General features: G+C 39.5%; 15 protein-coding genes and 1 pseudogene. 12 read left to right on the top strand and 4 right to left on the bottom strand.

Annotation, left to right across the window (positions count from 1 at the left end):
- Positions 1-121: 121 nt before the first annotated feature.
- The 8 genes from MSVAZ_RS01935 (at position 122) to MSVAZ_RS01900 (ending at position 6,901) form a co-directional block, all read left to right on the top strand.
- The gene (locus MSVAZ_RS01935) at positions 122-700 is read left to right on the top strand and encodes a TetR/AcrR family transcriptional regulator (protein WP_048117371.1); all 579 of its coding nucleotides are present in this window, start codon (positions 122-124) and stop codon (positions 698-700) included.
- A 247-nt stretch (positions 701-947) separates the two neighbouring features.
- Positions 948-2,075: an MBL fold metallo-hydrolase gene (locus MSVAZ_RS01930; protein WP_197078808.1), complete on the top strand. Its 1,128-nt coding sequence runs from the start codon at positions 948-950 to the stop codon at positions 2,073-2,075.
- A 399-nt stretch (positions 2,076-2,474) separates the two neighbouring features.
- A complete protein-coding gene (locus MSVAZ_RS01925) occupies positions 2,475-2,894 on the top strand; it encodes a cupin domain-containing protein (RefSeq protein WP_048123553.1) in 420 nt (139 codons plus the stop codon).
- A gap of 82 nt (positions 2,895-2,976) precedes the next feature.
- Positions 2,977-3,612, top strand: a complete 636-nt coding sequence (locus MSVAZ_RS01920; protein WP_048123551.1) for a flavodoxin family protein — start codon at positions 2,977-2,979, stop codon at positions 3,610-3,612.
- Between the two features lie 52 nt (positions 3,613-3,664).
- Entirely contained in the window at positions 3,665-4,204 is a 540-nt protein-coding gene (locus tag MSVAZ_RS01915) for a flavodoxin (protein ID WP_048123549.1), read from the top strand.
- Positions 4,205-4,255: 51 nt separating this feature from the next.
- Entirely contained in the window at positions 4,256-5,395 is a 1,140-nt protein-coding gene (locus MSVAZ_RS01910) for an aldo/keto reductase (RefSeq protein ID WP_048117369.1), read from the top strand.
- A 114-nt stretch (positions 5,396-5,509) separates the two neighbouring features.
- Positions 5,510-6,262, top strand: coding sequence for a carboxymuconolactone decarboxylase family protein (locus tag MSVAZ_RS01905; RefSeq protein WP_048117366.1), 753 nt, complete (start codon positions 5,510-5,512; stop codon positions 6,260-6,262).
- Positions 6,263-6,361: 99 nt separating this feature from the next.
- Positions 6,362-6,901, top strand: coding sequence for a flavodoxin family protein (locus tag MSVAZ_RS01900; protein WP_048123547.1), 540 nt, complete (start codon positions 6,362-6,364; stop codon positions 6,899-6,901).
- 87 nt (positions 6,902-6,988) lie between these two features.
- Here the strand turns inward: MSVAZ_RS01900 and MSVAZ_RS19095 are convergent.
- A pseudogene (locus MSVAZ_RS19095) lies at positions 6,989-7,132 on the bottom strand (transposase); the annotation flags it as partial.
- 350 nt (positions 7,133-7,482) lie between these two features.
- Here MSVAZ_RS19095 and MSVAZ_RS01895 point away from each other — a divergent pair.
- On the top strand, positions 7,483-11,019 hold the full coding sequence (locus tag MSVAZ_RS01895) for a PAS domain S-box protein (RefSeq protein ID WP_052727846.1): 3,537 nt from the start codon (positions 7,483-7,485) through the stop codon (positions 11,017-11,019).
- Positions 11,020-11,920: 901 nt separating this feature from the next.
- The gene (locus MSVAZ_RS01890) at positions 11,921-12,397 is read left to right on the top strand and encodes a peroxiredoxin (RefSeq protein ID WP_048117363.1); all 477 of its coding nucleotides are present in this window, start codon (positions 11,921-11,923) and stop codon (positions 12,395-12,397) included.
- 345 nt (positions 12,398-12,742) lie between these two features.
- Here the strand turns inward: MSVAZ_RS01890 and MSVAZ_RS01885 are convergent, their stop codons facing one another.
- Positions 12,743-13,798 (bottom strand): hypothetical protein, encoded by a 1,056-nt coding sequence (locus tag MSVAZ_RS01885; RefSeq protein ID WP_048117360.1) that lies wholly within the window; start codon positions 13,796-13,798, stop codon positions 12,743-12,745.
- Positions 13,799-13,982: 184 nt separating this feature from the next.
- Entirely contained in the window at positions 13,983-14,726 is a 744-nt protein-coding gene (locus MSVAZ_RS01880) for a HesA/MoeB/ThiF family protein (protein ID WP_048117357.1), read from the bottom strand.
- Positions 14,727-15,179: 453 nt separating this feature from the next.
- Here MSVAZ_RS01880 and MSVAZ_RS01875 point away from each other — a divergent pair, with 453 nt between their 5' ends.
- Together MSVAZ_RS01875 and MSVAZ_RS01870 are read left to right on the top strand one after the other, a co-directional pair.
- Entirely contained in the window at positions 15,180-16,700 is a 1,521-nt protein-coding gene (locus MSVAZ_RS01875; protein ID WP_048117354.1) for an AAA family ATPase, read from the top strand.
- A 234-nt stretch (positions 16,701-16,934) separates the two neighbouring features.
- Positions 16,935-18,773 (top strand): vWA domain-containing protein, encoded by a 1,839-nt coding sequence (locus MSVAZ_RS01870; RefSeq protein ID WP_048117349.1) that lies wholly within the window; start codon positions 16,935-16,937, stop codon positions 18,771-18,773.
- Between the two features lie 155 nt (positions 18,774-18,928).
- On the opposite strand, the gene MSVAZ_RS01865 is transcribed toward MSVAZ_RS01870, so the two are convergent.
- Positions 18,929-19,735, bottom strand: a complete 807-nt coding sequence (locus MSVAZ_RS01865; RefSeq protein ID WP_048117346.1) for a hypothetical protein — start codon at positions 19,733-19,735, stop codon at positions 18,929-18,931.
- Between the last annotated feature and the right edge of the window lie 576 nt (positions 19,736-20,311).

The following is a 20,311-nucleotide window of genomic DNA, read 5'->3' as shown; positions in this document are numbered from 1 at the left end:
GCCAAAAATCCCTTATGTACTGCAATACCTGCTAAAAGCCAAGAATAAAATGCCATAAAGTATTTATAATAACTTAATATTAAAACATAAATGACTAATCAGTCAATTATAGAGATAATACATGAAAGAACAGGTCAAAGACAAAAAAACAGCCATTCTGGAAGCAGCCTTAAAGCTCTTCACAGAAAGAGGCTTCCACGGTACATCCACTGCTCAGATTTCAAAAGAAGCAGGTGTAGCCACAGGCACGCTTTTCAACTATTTTCCTACAAAGGAAGACCTTATCAATAGTCTGTATTTTGAGGTAAAAGGAGATTTAAGCCGCAGTATGGGAAAAGAAATTGAGGCACAGAATACCTTCAAGGATAAATTAAAAAAAATATGGTCAAATCTAATCAAATGGGGAGTAGCAAATCAGGAAGAATTCCTTTTTGTCGGGCAGTTCTGTTCATCTCCTTACATCACAAAGTTTACACGTGATGAAGTGATGAAAGAGTATGTATTCCTCCATAAGCTTGTGGATGAAGGAATAAAAGCGGGAGAAATCAGAGATTTTTCTGCGGAGCTTACCATTGCAATGTTTTATCAGGGTAGCAGGGCGGTAGTGAACCTTATCATTGATTCAGATTTATCACTGGATGAAAATAAGGTTATAGAAGATGGATTCCAGATTATTTGGAAAGGTCTGGCTAATAACTAATTTTTTTTCACTCAATATTAAAGTGATTAGTCAGTCATATGCTCGATTAAGATATTCACTATCTATAAAATAAACAGGAAATCAAAGGCATCTCCTTTCCATCGTACCATAATAACTCCTCAGTGTATACAGTAAGAGTCGTCCTGCCCTATTCTGGATGGTTTTGCAGTCCTGAGTAGAAACGTAAAAAAGCGCAGAATGGGATCTCCAATTGGCTGCGTAAAATTGGAATTACAGAAGTGAAAATATGAAAAGGATTAAAAAAATGGGGTTATATTTACTCAGTTTTTTGCTTCTATTGGGTGTCTTTATTATCTTGTTTATAAACATAGACCCGGCTTTCGGTGGGAATCCAACAAAAGAACAAACAGAAATGTATCAACATTTAAATAATTATGTTGATGGGAAATTTATTAATGAGGATCCTACAGAGTTTGTTATAAATTCCTCAGACGCTTCATTAATGAATGAGGATTCTGCTTCAGAGGCTAAAGACCGCAACCCGAGTGGTCCAATTCCTGTTTCTGCCATTGACTGGAACAAAATTAAAAGTGAAAATGATAGTCTGACCTGGTTTGGACACTCTGCTTTTCTGCTTAGTATTGATAATAAAAAGTTATTGATAGATCCTATGCTGAGTCCTATTGCCTCGCCGGTTTCATTTGTGGGAATTAAAAGATATGAATACAGTGAAGATATTATGCTGCATCTTATTGATGAAATGCCGCCTATTGATGCAGTTTTTATCACACATGACCATTATGACCACTTAGATTATCAATCTATTGTTAAACTAAACAGCAAAGTATCACATTTCTTTGTTCCTCTTGGAGTTAGTGCTCATCTGTTTCGATGGGGTATTCCAAAAGAAAAAATTACGGAACTCAATTGGTGGGAAGAAACGGAATATCAGGGCTTAACCGTTGTTTTGACACCAGCCAGACATTTCTCCGGAAGAGATCCGTTTAATATCGATACTACTCTATGGGGTGGATGGGTCATCCTGGGAAATAAAACTCGAATATATACCAGTGGAGACGGTGGATACGGTCCACATTTTAAGGAGATCGGAAATAAATACGGACCTTTTGATATAACCTTGATCGAAGGTGCCCAATATGATCCGAGCTGGTCGGATATTCATATGGTACCGGAACAATCTGTTCAGGCTAATCTGGATGCGAATGGTGAGACCATGATGTTGATGCATTGGGGAGCATTTACATTAGCTAATCATGGTTGGAATGAACCAATAGAAAGAGCACAAAAGGAGGCAAAAAAAAGAGAAGTAAACATAATTGCCCCGGAAATTGGTGAAACCGTTCTATTAGATTCAGACCTACACATGCCTTCGACTCCCTGGTGGGATTTTTGAAAGAACATTATCTAAGGAGATGATGCCTGGAATGGGGGGATATCAGAGGAAACAAAGTCATAGAGTTGGGATATGAATGAGAAAAGCGGTTTGAGCGAAGGAGAAGAATCTAGGCATGTTGAAAAATTATTTTTCAATTTTTTACATTTTACCTTTCTCTGTATGGCTTACTTTTATATACCATTAAATCTTATACGATGACTGATCAGTCACTCATGTAGTTGATCGAGTAAACGATTAAGAAAGAAAATTGTGACAATCATAATGAAAGTAAAATAAGAGAGAACATTATGAAAGTTGTCGGTATTAACGGTAGGCCACGGCTAGTAGACTTTTCAGTAAGAATATTTGACATTCAAGAAATTAAGCATCATGAAAAATGAAAAGGGGGACCAAAATATGGACAAATCAAACTTAAGTGAAAGTGTAATTTTCCCGAAAGGTGAAAAACTTCCGGAACAGTTCAGCAAGTATTTTTCAGGTAAAGCATGGCTTAGCATGCTGGTAGACAGGGATAATGAATTTAATTGTCCCATAGGCAATGTGACATTTGAACCCGGCTGTCGGAATAACTGGCATAAGCATCCGGGCGGACAGATCCTGTTAGTAACAGGCGGACGTGGTTACTATCAGGAGGAAGGAAAGCCTGCACAGGAACTTAATCCTGGTGATGTAGTAAAAATTCATCCAAATGTAAAGCACTGGCATGGAGCGGCTCCAGACAGTTGGTTCATACACCTTTCTGTAGAGACAAATGTCAATGCGGGTCCTGCTGAATGGCTAGAACCCGTAACAGATGAAGAATATAACAATTTATGATAGCATCACTATCAAAAATAAAAATCACTGGAAACAGAATAGAGAGTTAAAAAAGATAAAAAATGCAATTGGTGGCATAAGAGTGAAAGTATTATTAGTAAACGGAAGTCCGCATGAGAAAGGCTGTACCTATACGGCTCTTTCAGAAGTAGCAAAGACCTTGAATGAAGAAGAGATTGACACAGAAATTTTTTGGATCGGAAAAAAGCCTCTTACCGGGTGCACTGCCTGCAAGAGCTGTGCCAAAACAGGGCTCTGTGCATTTAATGACCGCGTCAACGATTTTCTTAACATTGCCAAAGATGCAGATGGATTTATTTTCGGTTCTCCGGTGCATTATGCAGCTGCGGGTGGTGCGATTACGTCTTTTATGGATTGCGTTTTCTATGCTGACCTGCAGGGAGGAAGACAGTCTTTTTATCTGAAACCAGCGGCAGCAGTTGTTTCCGCAAGGAGAGCAGGGACGACAGCCACACTTGACCAGCTTAATAAGTATTTCACCATTTCGGAGATGCCTATTGTTTCTTCCCGCTATTGGAATATGGTTCATGGAGCAAAACCCGAAAATGTGAAAAAAGACCTGGAAGGATTGCAGATCATGCGTGTGCTTGCAAGGAATATGGCATGGTTCCTGAAATGCAAGGAGGCTGGCATGAAGGCTGGCGTACAGTTGCCGATGAAAGAAAAAAGCATCTATACAAATTTCATCCGGGAATAATCAGTAGTTAATTTTGGATATGAATAAACAAAAAGAAGGCGAGGGACAAGGAATGGCGACTTTAAAAGAAGAGAAATGCCTGATAGCCTGTTTTTCACGTGAGGGGAATAACTATGTCAGTGGAAAGATCGTGAATCTGCCTGTCGGTAACACAAAAGTAGTAGCCGACATGATCCGGGAAATAACAGGAGGCGATGTTTTCAGTATTGATACAGTAAAGTCTTATCCCAGGGATTATACTGCAACAACCAACGTGGCAAAAAAAGAATTGAATGACAATGCCAGGCCTGAGCTTTCCAGCCATGTAGAAAATATGGACCCTTATAATGTGATATTCCTGGGTTATCCCAACTGGTGGGGAACGATGCCGATGCCGGTGTTTACATTCCTGGAAGAATATGATTTTTCCGGAAAGACCATTGTTCCATTTTGTACACATGAAGGAAGCGGATTAGGCCGCAGTGAAAAAGACATTGCAAAACTTTGTCCGAAAGCAACACTTTTGAAGGGGCTCGCGATCCAGGGCTCTCGTGTAAGTGCAGCGAAAAAAGATGTCGCAGATTGGTTGAATAAAATCAGTATGACCTTGTGAGCTGGTCGAGTCCACAGGACATTTGTGGATCATTTAGCAAGGGGAGATAAAATGGCAAAACGATTAGGTTTTGGCTGTATGAGATTACCACTTCTGGACAAAGATGATCAGACATCATTTGACACAGAAGCATTAAACAAATTGGTAGATACATTTTTGGAAAGAGGATTTACTTACTTTGATACAGCATATACATACCATGGATTCAAGAGCGAGGAAGCTGTTAGAGAAGCTTTAGTAAAAAGACATGACAGAGATGAATTTACTCTTGCGACGAAACTTCCTCCCAGAATGTTAAAAGCAGTGGAAGATCAGGATAGAATTTTTAATGAGCAACTGGAAAATTGTGGTGTTGAATTTTTTGATTATTACCTGCTTCACAATATTGGTGTGAGTGCTTATGAGCAGGCATGCAAATTTGATACATTTGGTTTTGCTTTGAAGAAAAAAGAAGAAGGCAAAATAAAGAATCTGGGCATCTCTTTTCATGACACGCCGGAATTACTGGATGAAATTCTAACTGCTCATCCTGAACTGGATTTTGTTCAGTTACAGATCAATTACATTGACTGGGAGAATCCAGGCATTCAGTCAAAAAGATGCTATGAAGTTGCAAGAAAACATAACAAGCCAATTGTTGTAATGGAACCCTGCAAGGGTGGAAATCTTGCATCAGTTCCAGAAAAAGCAGAAGAATTGATGAAAGCATATAATCCTGAATTATCCATTGCCTCCTGGGCAATCAGATTTGCTGCCAGTCAGGAAGGCGTCATGATGGTCCTTAGCGGTATGAATACCATGGAACAGATCCTTGATAATACCTCATATATGGCAGACTTCGAGCCTCTGAATGAGGAAGAATACAGGACCATCAGCCAGGTAATTGATATTATAAATAAAGATACTGCGATTCCCTGCACAACCTGTAGATATTGTGAAGCAGGGTGTCCTGAGAATATTGCAATACCTGATTACTTTGCATTGTATAATAGTGCAAAGCGTGCTGTAACTGATAATATCTCAAGCCAGTTTGTTTATTATCTGAACCTTACTTCAAATCATGGCAAGGCTAGCGATTGCATAGACTGTAAACAGTGTGAAAAGTCATGCCCTCAGCATCTGAAGATAACAGAGTACTTAAAAGATGTGTCAGCGGAATTTGAGGCCGGACCCGGATTGCCGACAAAATAAAGATGAATGAGAATTTGACCGAACAATTTTCGGAACAAACTGGCTGTCAGGAGGAAACGGTGAAACGGTGAAAAGGATTCCGAATATCCTCCTGGGCAAAAAGAGAGGTAAATTATGAGTATCAGTGAAACAGCAAACAAGAACCATGAAAAATTATTTCCCAATCATAAATCAACACTAAAAATAACAGATCCGGAACTCATAGAAGTTTTCGATAATTTTGCTTTTGATGAAGTGATCAGTTATGGAAATTTAGATACAAAAACCAGATTGATGGTCATCTTGGCATCTCTAATCGCAAGCCAGACTTTAAGCGAATATAAAGTAATGCTTGGTGCTGCACTCAATGTCGATGTGACTCCAATCGAGGTTAAAGAGATTGTATATCAATCCGTACCATATGTCGGGATGGCAAAAGCATTTGATTTTATCCATGCCACAAATGAAATACTGGAAAGCAGGGGAATAAAACTACCCTTAGAAGGCCAGTCTACGACTTCACCGGAAACACGATTTGAAAACGGGCTGGAAGTTCAGAAGGAAATATTTGGTGACATAATCGATAAAATGTACGAGGCAGCACCAGCAAACCAGATCCATATTCAAAAATACTTATCTGCAAACTGTTTTGGTGATTACTACACCAGAAAAGGACTGGATATAAAAACAAGAGAACTCTTGACATTCTCTGTGATTTTATCCCTGGGAGGATGTGAGCCCCAGTTAAAAGGGCATATACAGGGCAATCTAAATGTTGGAAACGATAAAGAAACATTGCTTAACGCAGTTACGCAGCTATTGCCATATATCGGATATCCCAGGACATTGAATGCGATTGCGTGTTTGAATGAAGTAATACCCGAGTAGGTCTAATGATACAAAGAAATCCATGTGGTAATCCATAACAGGATGCTGGATACAATCTTTTGAGAAATCAGGATAACTCAAGATATGGAGATAATTTCAATGAGTAAAAAAGTATTGATACTATCCGCCAGCCCGAGGAAAGGCGGAAACTCCGACATGTTGTGCGACCAGTTTATGCTTGGAGCAAAAGAAGCAGATAATCAGACAGAAAAGATCTTTTTGAGAGATAAAACAATCAATTACTGCACAGGATGTGGAACCTGTTTTAACATGGGAGAGGGCTGCCCCCAAAAAGACGACATGGCAGAAATCCTGGAAAAAATGATTGCGGCAGATGCGATTGTAATGGCAACGCCGGTTTACTTCTACACAATGAACGGTCAAATGAAGACTCTAATTGACCGCACTTGCTCCCGTTACATGGAAATCAGCGATAAGGATTTTTATTTTATTGCGACGGCAGCCGACGATAGTAAGCAGGCTATGGAGAGAACATTTGAAGGATTCCGGGGATTTACTTCCTGTCTTGAAGGAGCAAAGGAAAAGGGTATTATCTATGGAACTGGTGCCTGGAACATTGGAGACATCAAAGAAACAAAAGCAATGGAACAGGCATATGAAATGGGAAAAACGGTTTAATCGAAGGACAAGATACAATGAGCAAAGCAAAATCATGAGAACAGAGATTTGAAAAATTATCTGGAAAGGTCTAACTAAAAACTAATTTTTCCTGTTAAAAAACTCTTTTAACTTACTGTTATTCTTTTTTGCCGCTGCTTGAGCAATTTGTGTCAGAATCCACCTTGCTCCCTTTGATCCCCTCTTTGTGATTCTTCCGTTGTGGTATTTATCTGCAGATTGATACACATTATCGAAGTTGGAGTAAAGTCATGGATCACTTGTATACGATATATGGCTGTAATAACAGAAATTAAAAAAGCGAAATAATTTTGGGATAAAATAATTTTGGGATAAAACACTTTTCTATATATTGAAAGGCTATTTCTATTCAAACTTTTTTTAAAAAAAGTACAATTTCTTTAAATAATTTGTGCAATATCATTATTATAAAGATATTTTGCAGTTGTTTTTATAACTTTAAAATGATTTAATTGCTATCAAGATAGAATTCGCTTAGGCCCAATGGTGAGTACATTTTTGATCTAGTCTGCTTAAAGCAACAAACAAAGTGACCCCTTGATTTTCGGAGAAGGTTCTGAATGGGAGAAAAATTGAGGAAACCTTGTACTGAGAAGAAGCAAGTAGAGGAAGCACTGAGCCAGAATGAGCAATATTTTGGGCTGAAGTTAGATAATAACCTCTCACCTTCCAGGATGGCAGAAAACCTTGAGCTGGCTGATATTCTTGATATTCCAGCGATTCAGTCTCTCATGGATGACTTATATGAACTTACTCACATTACTACAGCACTGGTCGACCTCAAAGGTAATGTTCCTGCAATTGCTGGGCGGCAAGAGATTTGCTCAAAATTCCACAGGTTTCATCCCGAAACCTGCAAATACTGCGTAGAAAGTGATACAAAACTGTCCCTGGGTGTTGCTCCTGGAGAACTTAAGCTGTACAGGTGCAAGAATAACATGTGGGATGTCGCGACCCCTCTTATTGTGGGTGGCCAGCACATAGGCAATATCTTCTCAGGGCACTTCTTTTTTGAGGATGAGCCTATTGAATATGAATTTTTCCGGTCCCAGGCTAGAAAATACGGCTTCAATGAAGAGGAGTATATAGCAGCGCTTGAAAAAGTTCCACGGCTGAGCAGACAGGCTGTAAACAAAAACATGTCTTTCTTCATGAAACTTGCCAACATGATCTCGCAACTAAGCCACAGTAATTTCAAGCTTTCACAATCGCTGGCCGAATGCGATACTCTGCTTGATGCACTGCGGGAGAGCGAGGATAAGTACCGCAACATCGTAGAGACAGCAAACGAGGGTATATGGGTAGTTGACGCTGAAAACAAGACTATCTATGTAAATAAAAAAATGACAGATATGTTAGGATTTAGCCAGGAAGAAATGATTGGCAGATCTGGGTGGAATTTCATAGATGAAGAAAATAAAGTTGTTTCCATACTGAATATTGAAAAAAGACAGCAAGATATTGGTGAGAGCCATGAATTTAAACTAATATGCAGAGACGGCTCACCCTTATGGACTCTTGTAAATACTAGATCCTGCTTTGGCAAAGATGGCAAGTTTGCAGGCTCTATAGGCATGTTTACTGACATCACCAGGCGCAAGCAAGAAGAGAACCGTATTTGCAGATACAACCGAATTCTTGAAGGAATAAATAAAATTTTCAGCAATGTAGTACAGGCAAAAACAGAAGAAGAACTGGGAAATACATGTTTATCTGTCGCCCTGAAAATGACCGGCAGCCAGTTTGGTTTCATCAATGGAATGGATGCCGACGGGTTGCTGCACGATGTTGCAAAAAGCGAGCTTGCATGGGAACAGTGCCTTATGTACGACAAGACAGAGCATCGTAGTCCATTTGCTGTTCATGGTCTTTACGGCAGTGTCATTAACAAAGGGAACGCTTTCTTTACCAATGATCCGCAGTCACACCCAGACAGCAGAGGATTGCCGGAAGGGCATCCCCTAATCAGATCGTTTCTTGGAGTGCCCCTTGTTCAGGACGGGAAAACAATAGGCTTGATTGCGGTTGCAAACCGTAAAAACGGCTATAGTTACGAGCAGCAGGAGGATCTTGAAGCTATAGCACCGGCAGTGACGCAGGCTCTGCAAAGGAAAAAGTCGGAAGAAGCTCTGAAATTCTCAAATCTTTATAATCGTAGCCTGATTGAAGCTAGCCTAGACCCATTAATAACCATCGGGCCTGACGGCAAAATTACGGATGTAAATGGCGCTACAGAACAGGTTACTGGATATTCCAGAAACGAATTGATTGGAACTGATTTTTCATATTATTTCACTGAACCTGAGAAAGCCCTTACAGGATACCAACAGGTGTTTCTAGATGGTGAAGTTAGGGATTATTCTCTGGGAATTCATCATAGGGACGGGCATATAACTCCTGTTTTGTATAATGCTTCATTTTATAAAGACGAGAATGGTAAGGTTATTGGGGTTTTTGCTGCCGCACGTGATATTACAGAGCTTAAAAAGGCAGAAGAAGCTCTAAAACGAGCGCATGATAATTTAGAAAAACTGGTTGAAGAGCGTACGTCAGAGCTTGAGAAATCTTACAATTCATTGAAGGAAAGCGAAAAAAACCTTGCAGAAGCTCAAAAAATAGCACACCTTGGAAGTTGGTACTGGAATCTTATAACTAATGAAATATGGTGGTCTGATGAATATTACAGAATTTTTGGACTTAAACCCCAGGGATCAACTCCAACTTATAATGAGTTTTTAAGTTATATACATCCTGAAGATCGAGACGTTGTGATTAATGCAATTAAAGAAGCTTCAAATGGGAAACTTTTCAGCATTGACCATCGGATTATTTTACCCGGCGGAGGAGAAAAAATAGTTCATGTACAGCCAGAAATCACTTTTAACGAGGAAAATAATCCTGTTAGAATTAGGGGTATACTTCAGGACATTACCGAGCGTAAGAAAACTGAAAAAGCGCTCAGGTTAAGCGAGGAAAGATACCGTATAGTGGCCGAACAGACAGGACAGATCATATACGAGTATAATATTAAGGAAGATACTTTTGCCTGGGCAGGCGATGTCGAGAAGATAACAGGATTTACTCCTGATGAGTTTAAAAATATCGGTTTAAGAAATAAGAGTCGTGATTTCTGTCTGTCCCGTATTCATCCGGAAGACCGAAATCTATTCCTTGAAAATCACGAAAAATTTCAGATGCCCGAAGATACTTACAGAATCGAGTACCGTTTTAGAAATAAGAATGAAGAATATATTTTTATTGAGGACAACTTCATCTGTCAGAGAGACGAGAACGGGAATGCATATAGGATTATTGGGGCATCTAAAAACATCACAGAAAGAAAAAAGACAGAAATTTTCCTTGCGAATATCGAAAATGCCCGTAAAAGGGAAATCCATCATCGTATTAAAAACAACCTTCAAGTGATCTCATCCCTGCTGGATCTTGAGGTTGAAAAATTCAAAAGTAGAGGGCGCGTTGAGTATTTGGAAGTTCTTGAGGCCTTCAGGGAAAGTCAGGACAGAATAATCTCAATTGCCCTGATTCATGAAGAACTGCATGAAGGCAATGGAAATAATGAATTGAACTTTTCTCCATATCTTGAGAAGCTTGTTAAGAACCTTTTCCAGGCTTACAGTTTTAAAGATATGAACATTGGCTTAGATATGGATCTTGAAGATAACATTTTCTTCGATATCGATATTGCAGTTCCTCTAGGGCTGATTGTCAACGAAATTATTTCAAACTCTCTAAAGTATGCATTCTCAGGCAGAACTAACGGAATAATTCAAATCAGGCTTTGTAAGGAGCTTTGTAAGGAGCTTTGTAAGGAGCTTTGTAAGGAAGAAGACACAGGTATTTTAAATGATGTATCAGGAAGCATAAAAGGTGATTACGAAAATAAGGTTGCTAACTTTATCTTAACCGTTTCGGACAATGGAGTGGGTATCCCAGAAAACATTAATATAGAAGGTTCTGATACCCTTGGCTTTCAATTAATTGCTATCCTTGTAGATCAGCTAGAAGGTAAACTTGAACTAAAAAGAGACTCCGGAACTGAATTTACTATAAAGTTTGCAATACCAGTGAAGGAATAAGAATTCTCTCAGGGACTTTCGTTACTCTTATATTTAAGTTTTACAGTAAATATGGGTGTATAATTTCAATCTTAAGAAAAGGTTAGAGTCACTAACATTATACCGGGTTATTGCACCAACTCGAGTATAAATAAGAATAACAGTGTCTGTCAGTTATCGAAAAACAACATGTATATAAATTTGCATATGTTTACTCAAAAACAACAAATCCACTCATTTTTTATAATTGATTGACAATTCACGGACATAACCTAAGAAAGATTGATTTTATTACTTTTAAACGGTGTTTAACAATGTCTAAAAAAACTTCTAAACCGATGTCTCGTAGAGAACACGATCAAATGAAACGCAATAGAGTAAATAATAACAAATCAGAATCAGTTAATGAAGGTATAATTGAAAAATGCAAGAACCTTCTCAAGAGAAAAAATTCGGAGAATTAAGTAAATAAAATTGAAAATTACTTTTACCATGATTTCAAGTTCACTATACGCTTTATATAGATACGCTTTATATAGAGAAGAAAAACAAAGTTTTTATAATCAATTAAAGACTGTTGATTATTCAGGAATGATAAAAATATAACCTCAAATTTGCAGTTCAGGAACTGACCCTTAATTTCAGTATCCCAATAATGATTCTTGGCAATAAATACTTTGATATTATAATTGAATCATTCCGTCGTCATTTTTATTTTTACTACTTTTTTTGTTTTCCATTATTTTTTTAATATGAACTGCCCTTCAAGTTATTTTTATATGTTACTCCCGCTTTGAACCTTTTTTGCATTCCAATCTTTACTTCTCGCTGTCAAAAATGTCAAACTGCCAGCAGTTTAAACAGGTCAGCAGACAGACAATTTATTAAACATAGGGGATTTTATTAAATTGGGGAAATTATCATGAGCGAGATTAAAATCGGAGACAAAATTCAGGATTTCAGGCTAAGAGACCAGAAACAAAAAGAGGTGCACCTCTATGATTTCGCTGGCAAGAAGGTTCTTTTATCATTCCATCCACTCGCCTGGACAAGCGTGTGTGCAGAACAGATGAAATCACTTGAGGAAAATCACGAAATGTTCTCCAGATTGAACACGGTGGCTTTTGGTATAAGTGTGGACCCTATACCTTCAAAAAGAGCCTGGGCTAAGGAACTTGGAATTACACACATCAAGCTTATTTCAGACTTCTGGCCTCATGGGGAGGTTGCCAGAGCATATGGAATATTCAGAGAAAAAGAAGGGGTATCTCAGAGGGCGAACATAATTATCGACGAGGAACAGAAGGTTATATTCTTCGAAGAATATCCTGTGCATGAACTTCCCGATATGGAAAAGATTGTAAAAGTTCTGGAACAAGGGAGTAAGGTTCAGCTCTAAAAAACAAAGCAATAGAGAGATAAAGTAAGTAATAAAATTACGGGAAGAAAGAAGGGGAAAAGTAAACTACGAATCATAGAATGAAGGCGGGAAAAAGAAAAAGGTCAGAAAATCCATCAGTTCTATAATTATTCAACTTTTTTCATTTAATTTACCCATAATTATCCATTTATCCTTAGTTCCCAAATCTTAAGCGCATATCGGTAGTAAGAAGAATCGGTGAGGTCATAAGATCCCGATTTTGAAAATTTTACTACAAAGATCATGTGTTTAAACTTAAGCGCATACTCCGATATCAGGAGACATTTGTGTGCCTAAAAATGAGGAACCTGGGATTTATATGATTTAATCCATTGTAAATCCCATATTACTTAATTCCGTATCAATCCCCTCAAAGAGTTCCCTCAGTGCGATCCAGAGCCTGCGGACCTCTACCTGCCAGATTCTTTTGCTAACCTGCTTGTCTCCCCCGGCTTTAACAGCTGCTATCCAGGAGTATTTTCTGGCAATTTTTTTGTTGTTTGATGGGAAACGGAAAGCTTTTCCAGTTTTCTGGTTAGCGTATTTTTCGTTGATCAGGAACTCGTATATTTCCTGAACTCTTTCAAGCAGTTTTTTTTCACTTTCAGAACCTGACGATCCAAACAGCACAAGATTCCAGAGGCGGAACTGTACATTATGAAGCTCATGAGAAAGCATCTCGGAAACCGAGATTTCCAGCATCTTCTTAAACTCAAGGTAAATGCCTGTGTTTCCAAAACCTGAAGGCAGGATGTTTCCAAGCGAAATCATAACGTGAATACACTCGTGAAAAAGAATTCTGGCTATCAGGAACTCAACCCTCTCCTGCAAATTCCAGAATTTGTTTACAAGAGCTTCGTCCCAGAGCTGGTAAGGGTTAACGAGGATCATAGACCTGTAGACAATTCTTTTTTCTTTCTGTGAAACCAGGCGCTTGGGATAAAGAGTCATTCCCAGCATTTTTCCAAAAAATTGAATTCTGACGGCAAGATCCCAGCAGTACTCCCACTCCCCTGAACTTACACACTTTACCCTGTAGTAGTTTCCATCAAAGTGAACTTTCTCAAGCAGCCGGTACATATCTTTACTGTGTACCTTGATCAACGACTTTATCATGGGCTCCCTATAGATCCGAAGGTCAAAATAAGGTGCATTCGGAATAAGAGCAGGAAGTGAAGCAGGAAGTGAAGCAGGAAGTGAAGCAGGAAGTGAAGTCGGTGAAGAAATATTCAAATCCTGAAATCCATAATTCAGATCCTGAAACCCATAATTCAGATCCTGAAACCCATAATTCAGATCCTGAAACCCATAAGACCATAAATTTGAGTTTCCGTTCAAACCATTGACTTCCTTCTCAACTGGCATGGTCTTCTTTTTCATCCAATTCCCTCGCACAAAATCCCCTTTAATAAGATACCATATAAGATATTACCCTATACCCTATGAGATATTACCCTATGAGATATACCCTATAAGATATTATTACTGAAGATATATATAAATTGGTTAATAGGCGGCAGGGAATCGAAATAAAATTTTATCTGGATTTAAAATAGTAAAACTCTCATTTGTTTCCACGCATTGTCTTAAGATTTCCACAAACAGGACAATTATTTAGCTTTGAGAGTGATATTTCGCTGAAATTTCCAGAAAGCCCATTCCAGAACAGGAGGCGACCTTCCAGAAGCTTTCCCTGTCCTGTCAGGAATTTAATAACTTCATTTGCCTGGATGGAACCGATGATCCCTGGGGTTGTCCCTAAAACCGGGAAAACTTCCTTTTTGGAAATGCGTGGGAAAATACAGTAAAAACAGGGAGTTTCTCCAGGAACTATTGTTGTTACCTGGCCGTCATAACCGGTAACTGCTCCATGTATTAAAGGAATCCTTCTTTTAATGGCAAGCCTGTTAAGCATATGTCTGGTTTCGAGATTATCAAGCGCATCAACTATAACATCACATTCAGGAACAAGGGCTTCGAGATTTGATTCGGTAAGCATCTCTGCTATAGTTTCAACCTCAATATCCGGGTTCATGGAGAGCAGTTTTTCCTTTGCGGACTCTACCTTAAGCCTTCCGATGTCCTTTTGATGGTGAAGAAACTGTCTATTTAGATTACTGGGGTCCACGGAATCGAAATCTGCAAGAATTATTTTTCCGATTCCTGCTATTGCTAGATAGGTGGAAACCGGACTTCCCAACCCGCCTGCCCCGGCAACCAGCACTTTTGCATTCTTCAACTTTTCCTGTCCCTCTTCCCCAAAAAGAAGAATCTGACGGCTGTATTTTTCACGCTCGAAATCATTCATGCAGTGACTTCCGGAATTTGATTTATTTCAGGATGCGATTTTTATTTATTCGTCACCAGGAATATTCTCATTCAGGTGAATTTAAATCATTCTCATTAATCATCACCTTCCTTATGCATAACCTCTTCGGATGGTAAAAGACAGGATCAGTGGGGCCGATAGGGTCGGGAAAAACTTTTACAAGATGGATCCCAGCGTATGAGACCTAATAAAAACTGGGCTTCAGTATCAAAGCAGAAAGGTATATCTCGGGGAAGAAATATAATCCGCAGGCATATCGGTGGTAGGGATAAGAATTTTTAGAAAAATTAATTAAGGCAAGGCCCATAAAAATAGGAAATTCATTTTTTTATATTATTCTAACCGGCTATTGCAATTCACTATTGTAGCATCTTTCTCACATACTAAAGGCGGGATGCTGAAAAAAAGAAATTTGTATAGGTCTTGGAATTTATGAGAATTCTGGATTTAAAGAATACGGTTATCAATATCAAACAGGAGTTTTCAGGCTACTTTAAAGAACGAGATGCTGAAATTAACGGGTCTCTTCTTGCACTCCTCTCCGGTGAGCATGTCCTTTTACTTGGCCCACCCGGAACTGCGAAAACCCTGCTTGCAAGCAAAATCTGCGAAACTATAGAGGGGGGAAATTTTTTCCATTATCTTCTTACCCGTTTTTCCACGCCTGAAGAGGTATTTGGGCCGCTTTCCCTTAAAGCGCTTGAAAGGGACGAGTTCAGCAGGCGGATAGAAGGTTACCTTCCAACTGCCCATATAGCCCTGCTCGATGAGATTTTCAAGGCAAACAGTTCCATCTTAAACAGCATGTTGACTGTACTGAATGAGAGAAAGTACCATAACGGCAAGGAACTTATTGAGGTGCCTCTGTTTACGGTTTTTGGGGCTTCCAACGAGCTGCCGGAAGAAGATGAAAGCCTCGAAGCTCTCTACGACCGTTTTTTGTTCCGGTATAGGGTGGATTATATCCAGCACGAAGAGAACCTTGAAGACCTGATCTTCAAAAACACCGAAGATTTCGTACCCTCAACGAAACTCAGCATAGAAGATATAAAGGAAACTCAGAAGAGAGCAAGAGACCTTCCTGTTGATCCTGAGGTTCGGTCAATTATAAAGGCACTCCGAAGAGAACTCAGGAACTCAAATATTTTTGTCTCGGACAGGCGCTGGAAGAAAATTGTAAATGTACTCAGGGTAGCTTCATTCGTAAACGGGCATACCAGTGTAGACCGGATGACTGCTGTCCTGCTGCAGCACGTACTCTGGGAAGTACCGGAACAGAAAGAAGCAATCAGGAAACTTATTCTGGACAGGGTTGTTTCAGGTGGCACGGATACTGGCAAATTGAAACTGGATGTCCTTGATCTGAAAAATTCCATTTACAGTTGTTTGCAGCAGGAACTTCCGGATCTTGTAGCCTGTAATAAGTGCTACGAAGAAGAAAGAAGGACAACAGGCAGCCTGAAAAGCTCAAGGTTTTCAGGGGTCAAAGCGCAGAGGAACCTCACATTCGACAATGCCCTTGACCTGCTAAAACACCATACCGAATTTCCAACCCATACTTACAGTTTCGGGCTCGATTACAGCAATGTCAACAGTTCCCTGAACTTTGAGTCCCTGGCAGAACAATTCCGCAGAAAATACGGGTTTGAATTCAAGATCAGCCTTGATTACGGAGATAAGAAGCTCTATGAAAAAGAGTACGAAAATCTGGAAGAAAGACTGAACTATTTCAGAAGGCAGATCCAGGAAGAAGAAAAAGCGCTTGAGAACACCCTGAGAGAAAATATCTGGGTTTCAGGGCAGGACAGCCAGGAAATCCTGATGAAATATCGCTCCAAAAATACCGATGTTTACGAGATTGCAAGCAGTCTAAACGAGGTGCGGATCCTGCTTGAAAAACCCAGGGTATTTGACGTAACCACTGAAAAAGCAGGAGAGATAGCTGAAACCTGAATATCTCCAAAATATAGCTGAAAAACCTTTAAAATATAGCTGAAAAACCTTTAAAATATGGATGAAAAACTCTAAAATATGACTGAAAAACCTTGAAATATAGATGAAAAACTCTAAAATATGGCTGAAGAGTTTCTCTGAAATATAATAGATAAGAAGACAACTTAAATATAAAACTCTTAAAATGTATCAAAAACTCCTAAAACTTTGGAGAATTTCCGGAAAAGGAAAAATATGCAGGAATTAAAAAAGCGGAAAGAAGATTTCGAGGGCATTCACAGATCAGGCTCATCTTTATCGTTTAGCCACGCCTTCAATCCTTCCACAATATTGAATATTGAGCTCAGGGGTGTCCTGGCAACTCCACGAAAAATACCAAGGCAAGTCAGGGAAGAAATTGCAGAAATTCTTGTTTATGAGCTCTTTTCAGAAGATGGGTACGAAATAAAAGATGAAAAGCTGTTTATGAGTAAATTTGGAGCTTTTTATCCAATATTTTTAGGTTTAAGGGATTTTGGGGTCTGGGCTGAAATAAAAACTCTTGCAGGAGCCAACAACCTGGCAGGTGTTTTTATACTCAGGGCCCTGCTTGAAGAAATTTTTACACTTTTGGATGACTATGGAAAGTTGGAATCTGAATTTTCGAAAAAGTTCGCAAGAAACCTGGAAAAAAGCCTTAAAGCCCTGAGGAAGCTAATCGATGAAACTCAATCGGCGTGGGAACGAAGCAGAATAAGAGATCTTGAAGAAAATTCCTGGTTGCAGGAAAATCCTAACACATCCAATCAACAGGCAACTCCAGAAAGAAGACCGGAAAGTCCCCTCGAACAAGAAAGTTCCCTTACACAGGAAAATTTTCTCAAAGAAGAAAGCTCCCTTACACAGGAAAATTCTCTTCCACAGGAGCGTTCCTTCCAGCAGGAAAATTCTCTCAAAGAGGAAAGTTCTCTGCAAGACTTCGAGCATGAGACCTGGGAAAATCCAGATATGCAGACTGGAAATACTGTGGGGTCCGAAAGACTTGCTTCAATGACTCTGAACTTTATGTCTTCAGAAAAGGCAGGAGAAGCCCTTGATTCTGTTATCGAAGAAAGCATCGCTGTAAAAATTGAAGAGCTTATCCCTGTGCTTGAAGACCACCTTGAAATGCTGGAAATTCTCTCAATGCTCTTTCCGGGCAGAGCATGGGATTACTCCTTGAGGGCTCTTCACAGAGAATACTTCGGAAACCTTGAAAAATACGCCGCACTTCTTAGAAAGAGCTCGGCTATTCACGAAATTCTTGAGCAGGTCGGAAGAATCGAACTTGAGTACGGTTCAAAAAAGCTGAGTTTATCTCCGTACAGTAAAAGCGAAGTCCATTCGGTCACTTTATCGGGAGATATCCAGACATTACTTCCAGCGGAAACCGTAAAGCTAAAAAATCCTCTATTGAAGCGTAAATTCTATGCTGATATGCTTGAAGGAAAACTCCTGACCTACCAGCTAAAAGGAGAAAACTGGAACTCGGATAATGCAGGAAAAAAGAGAAAAGGGCCTGTCGTCGCCCTTGTAGATACCTCGGCGTCGATGCGGGGAAGCCCAGAGCTTCTTGCAAAAGCTGTAGTTCTGGCAGTTACGAGAAGAATGTTAACAGAAAGCAGGGACGTTAAAGTGATCCTCTTCTCCTCTAAATGGCAGACAGTCGAAATTGAACTTACGAATAAAAAGCGCATGGGTGAGGAGTTTCTGGAGTTCCTGAAGTTTACTTTTGGCGGCGGCACCGATTTTAATACTGCACTTCGCGCAGGTCTTAAGGCTATGAAAAACGAAAAAGCCTTCGAGGGAGCTGATCTTCTTTTCCTTACCGATGGTTATTCCGAACTCTCAGAAAAACCCCTTATTAGGGAATGGAATGAGATAAAAGCCGAAAGAAGAGCCCGGATCTTTTCCCTGATTATCGGAAATTATGATGCCGGCGGACTGCAACAGATTTCTGACCACACATATCTCATAGGGAATGCCGAAAACTGGGATGTTGCAGAAAGCCCTGCAAGTTTTGTGAAAGCTATAAGCAAACCTTACAGGTTTTAAGTTCCTGGATATAAGTTCCCGGATAAAGTTCCTGGATATAAGTTTCCGGATATAAGTTCCCGGATATTTTTGATTCTCTAGCATTCCGGACTGCGTAGCATTTATTAAGATGTTTTTGGTATTTCGCACTGTAGATATTTTTGGTCCTTCGTACTTTAATGCCTGCGCTTGAAAAGTTTCTGCAGGCCTTCTCCAAAATCTTCCAGGTCTTTCCGTGCGGGGGTCTGGCGCCTGGATATGCTTGAAAGAACGGAAAATGCAGCCTGTTTACTCCGGCTGGCTCCTTTAAGCAGCCCAATCTCGATCATTGCAACAATTAATTCGGAAATGATTTTTTGATCTCTGGGACTCAGGTTATTCCATTTTTCGTTTATCTTTTTCGAGGAATCAATTATTGATTCTTTTCCTTCGGATGCTATTGTTGAGGCTTTTGAGGAAGCTACTTTTGAGGCGTTTATTATCTGTTTTCTTCCATAGGAAGCCGTTTCCAGAAAGACTTTGAAAGCATTCTGTGAGATCTTTTTTAGTCTTGCTCTTTGATTAATAGGGATCTCCTCTCCAGATGCCTTTCGGAAATCATTTTCAGAGCCTCGGCTCTCCAGAATTTTACGGACTTCCCTAAAGATCTCCAAAATCTCCTCTTCAGACCTCGTTTTAAGGTATTCTCTGAGTTTTTCCAGAAGGTCCGAGTCGATTGGTTCTGAATCCGCTTCATGAGATGAGTTCGAATCGCTGAAAAATTCCTTATCTACCTCAATGTCATCTACTTCAACGTCATCTACTTCAAAGTTACCTACTTCAACGTTATCTACCTCAACGTCATCGATCTCAACGAAATCAGCATCAATTATAGGACTGGACCCAAAGATAGCTTCACGTGATGAAGCCTTTCTGGATTTGGATTTACTTCGGATCTTGAAACCTGCATCTGAAAGTCTGTCGAATACTCTGTCTTTAAGCAAGAAAATGCACTCCTTCCTGAAAATAAATGCCTTCCCTCTTAAAACAAAAAATTTTACTTGCACGTGAATAATTCGTAGCCGGGCAACTTTAGCATTAACTAGCTGTTTAATATAATATTATTTAATTACCTGCATATCAATCTAATTACCAATATGGAGTTTAATTTTAAGACTTCATATCTTTTTCTGTTCATCTCGTTTCAGCAAAGTCTGAACTTCCAGATTTGGATGGAAAAGATCAAAGCTCCAACACAATAATGAAATCGTATCCAAGCCGCTTGCACGCTTTCACCCTTCTCATAGGAGTCCGCCTCCTGTTCTCTGCCTCTGAAATTCATGTAAAACTGCAAGTGGGGCAAGTGAAATCGTTTCTTTCCCGTACCCGAGTTTGATTACTACAGAGAAAAAGAGAATATGCCAGGCTATTTTTCCATCAAATTAAGCTACAAGTGATAGTTCGGGAACAAATTTCGGGTTTTTACAGAGGTATTCAACGAGCTTTCCTTCATTGGGCTGCCCGAAAGCAAGATTGATTACTTCAGATTTGACGGTAAAAATCTCCTCTCAATTTGAAAA

It is taken from the genome of Methanosarcina vacuolata Z-761, assembly GCF_000969905.1.
Taxonomy (GTDB): Archaea; Halobacteriota; Methanosarcinia; order Methanosarcinales; family Methanosarcinaceae; genus Methanosarcina; species Methanosarcina vacuolata.
The sequence above is the reverse complement of the archived record's forward strand: the minus strand, read 5'-3'. Positions and strand labels throughout refer to the sequence as shown.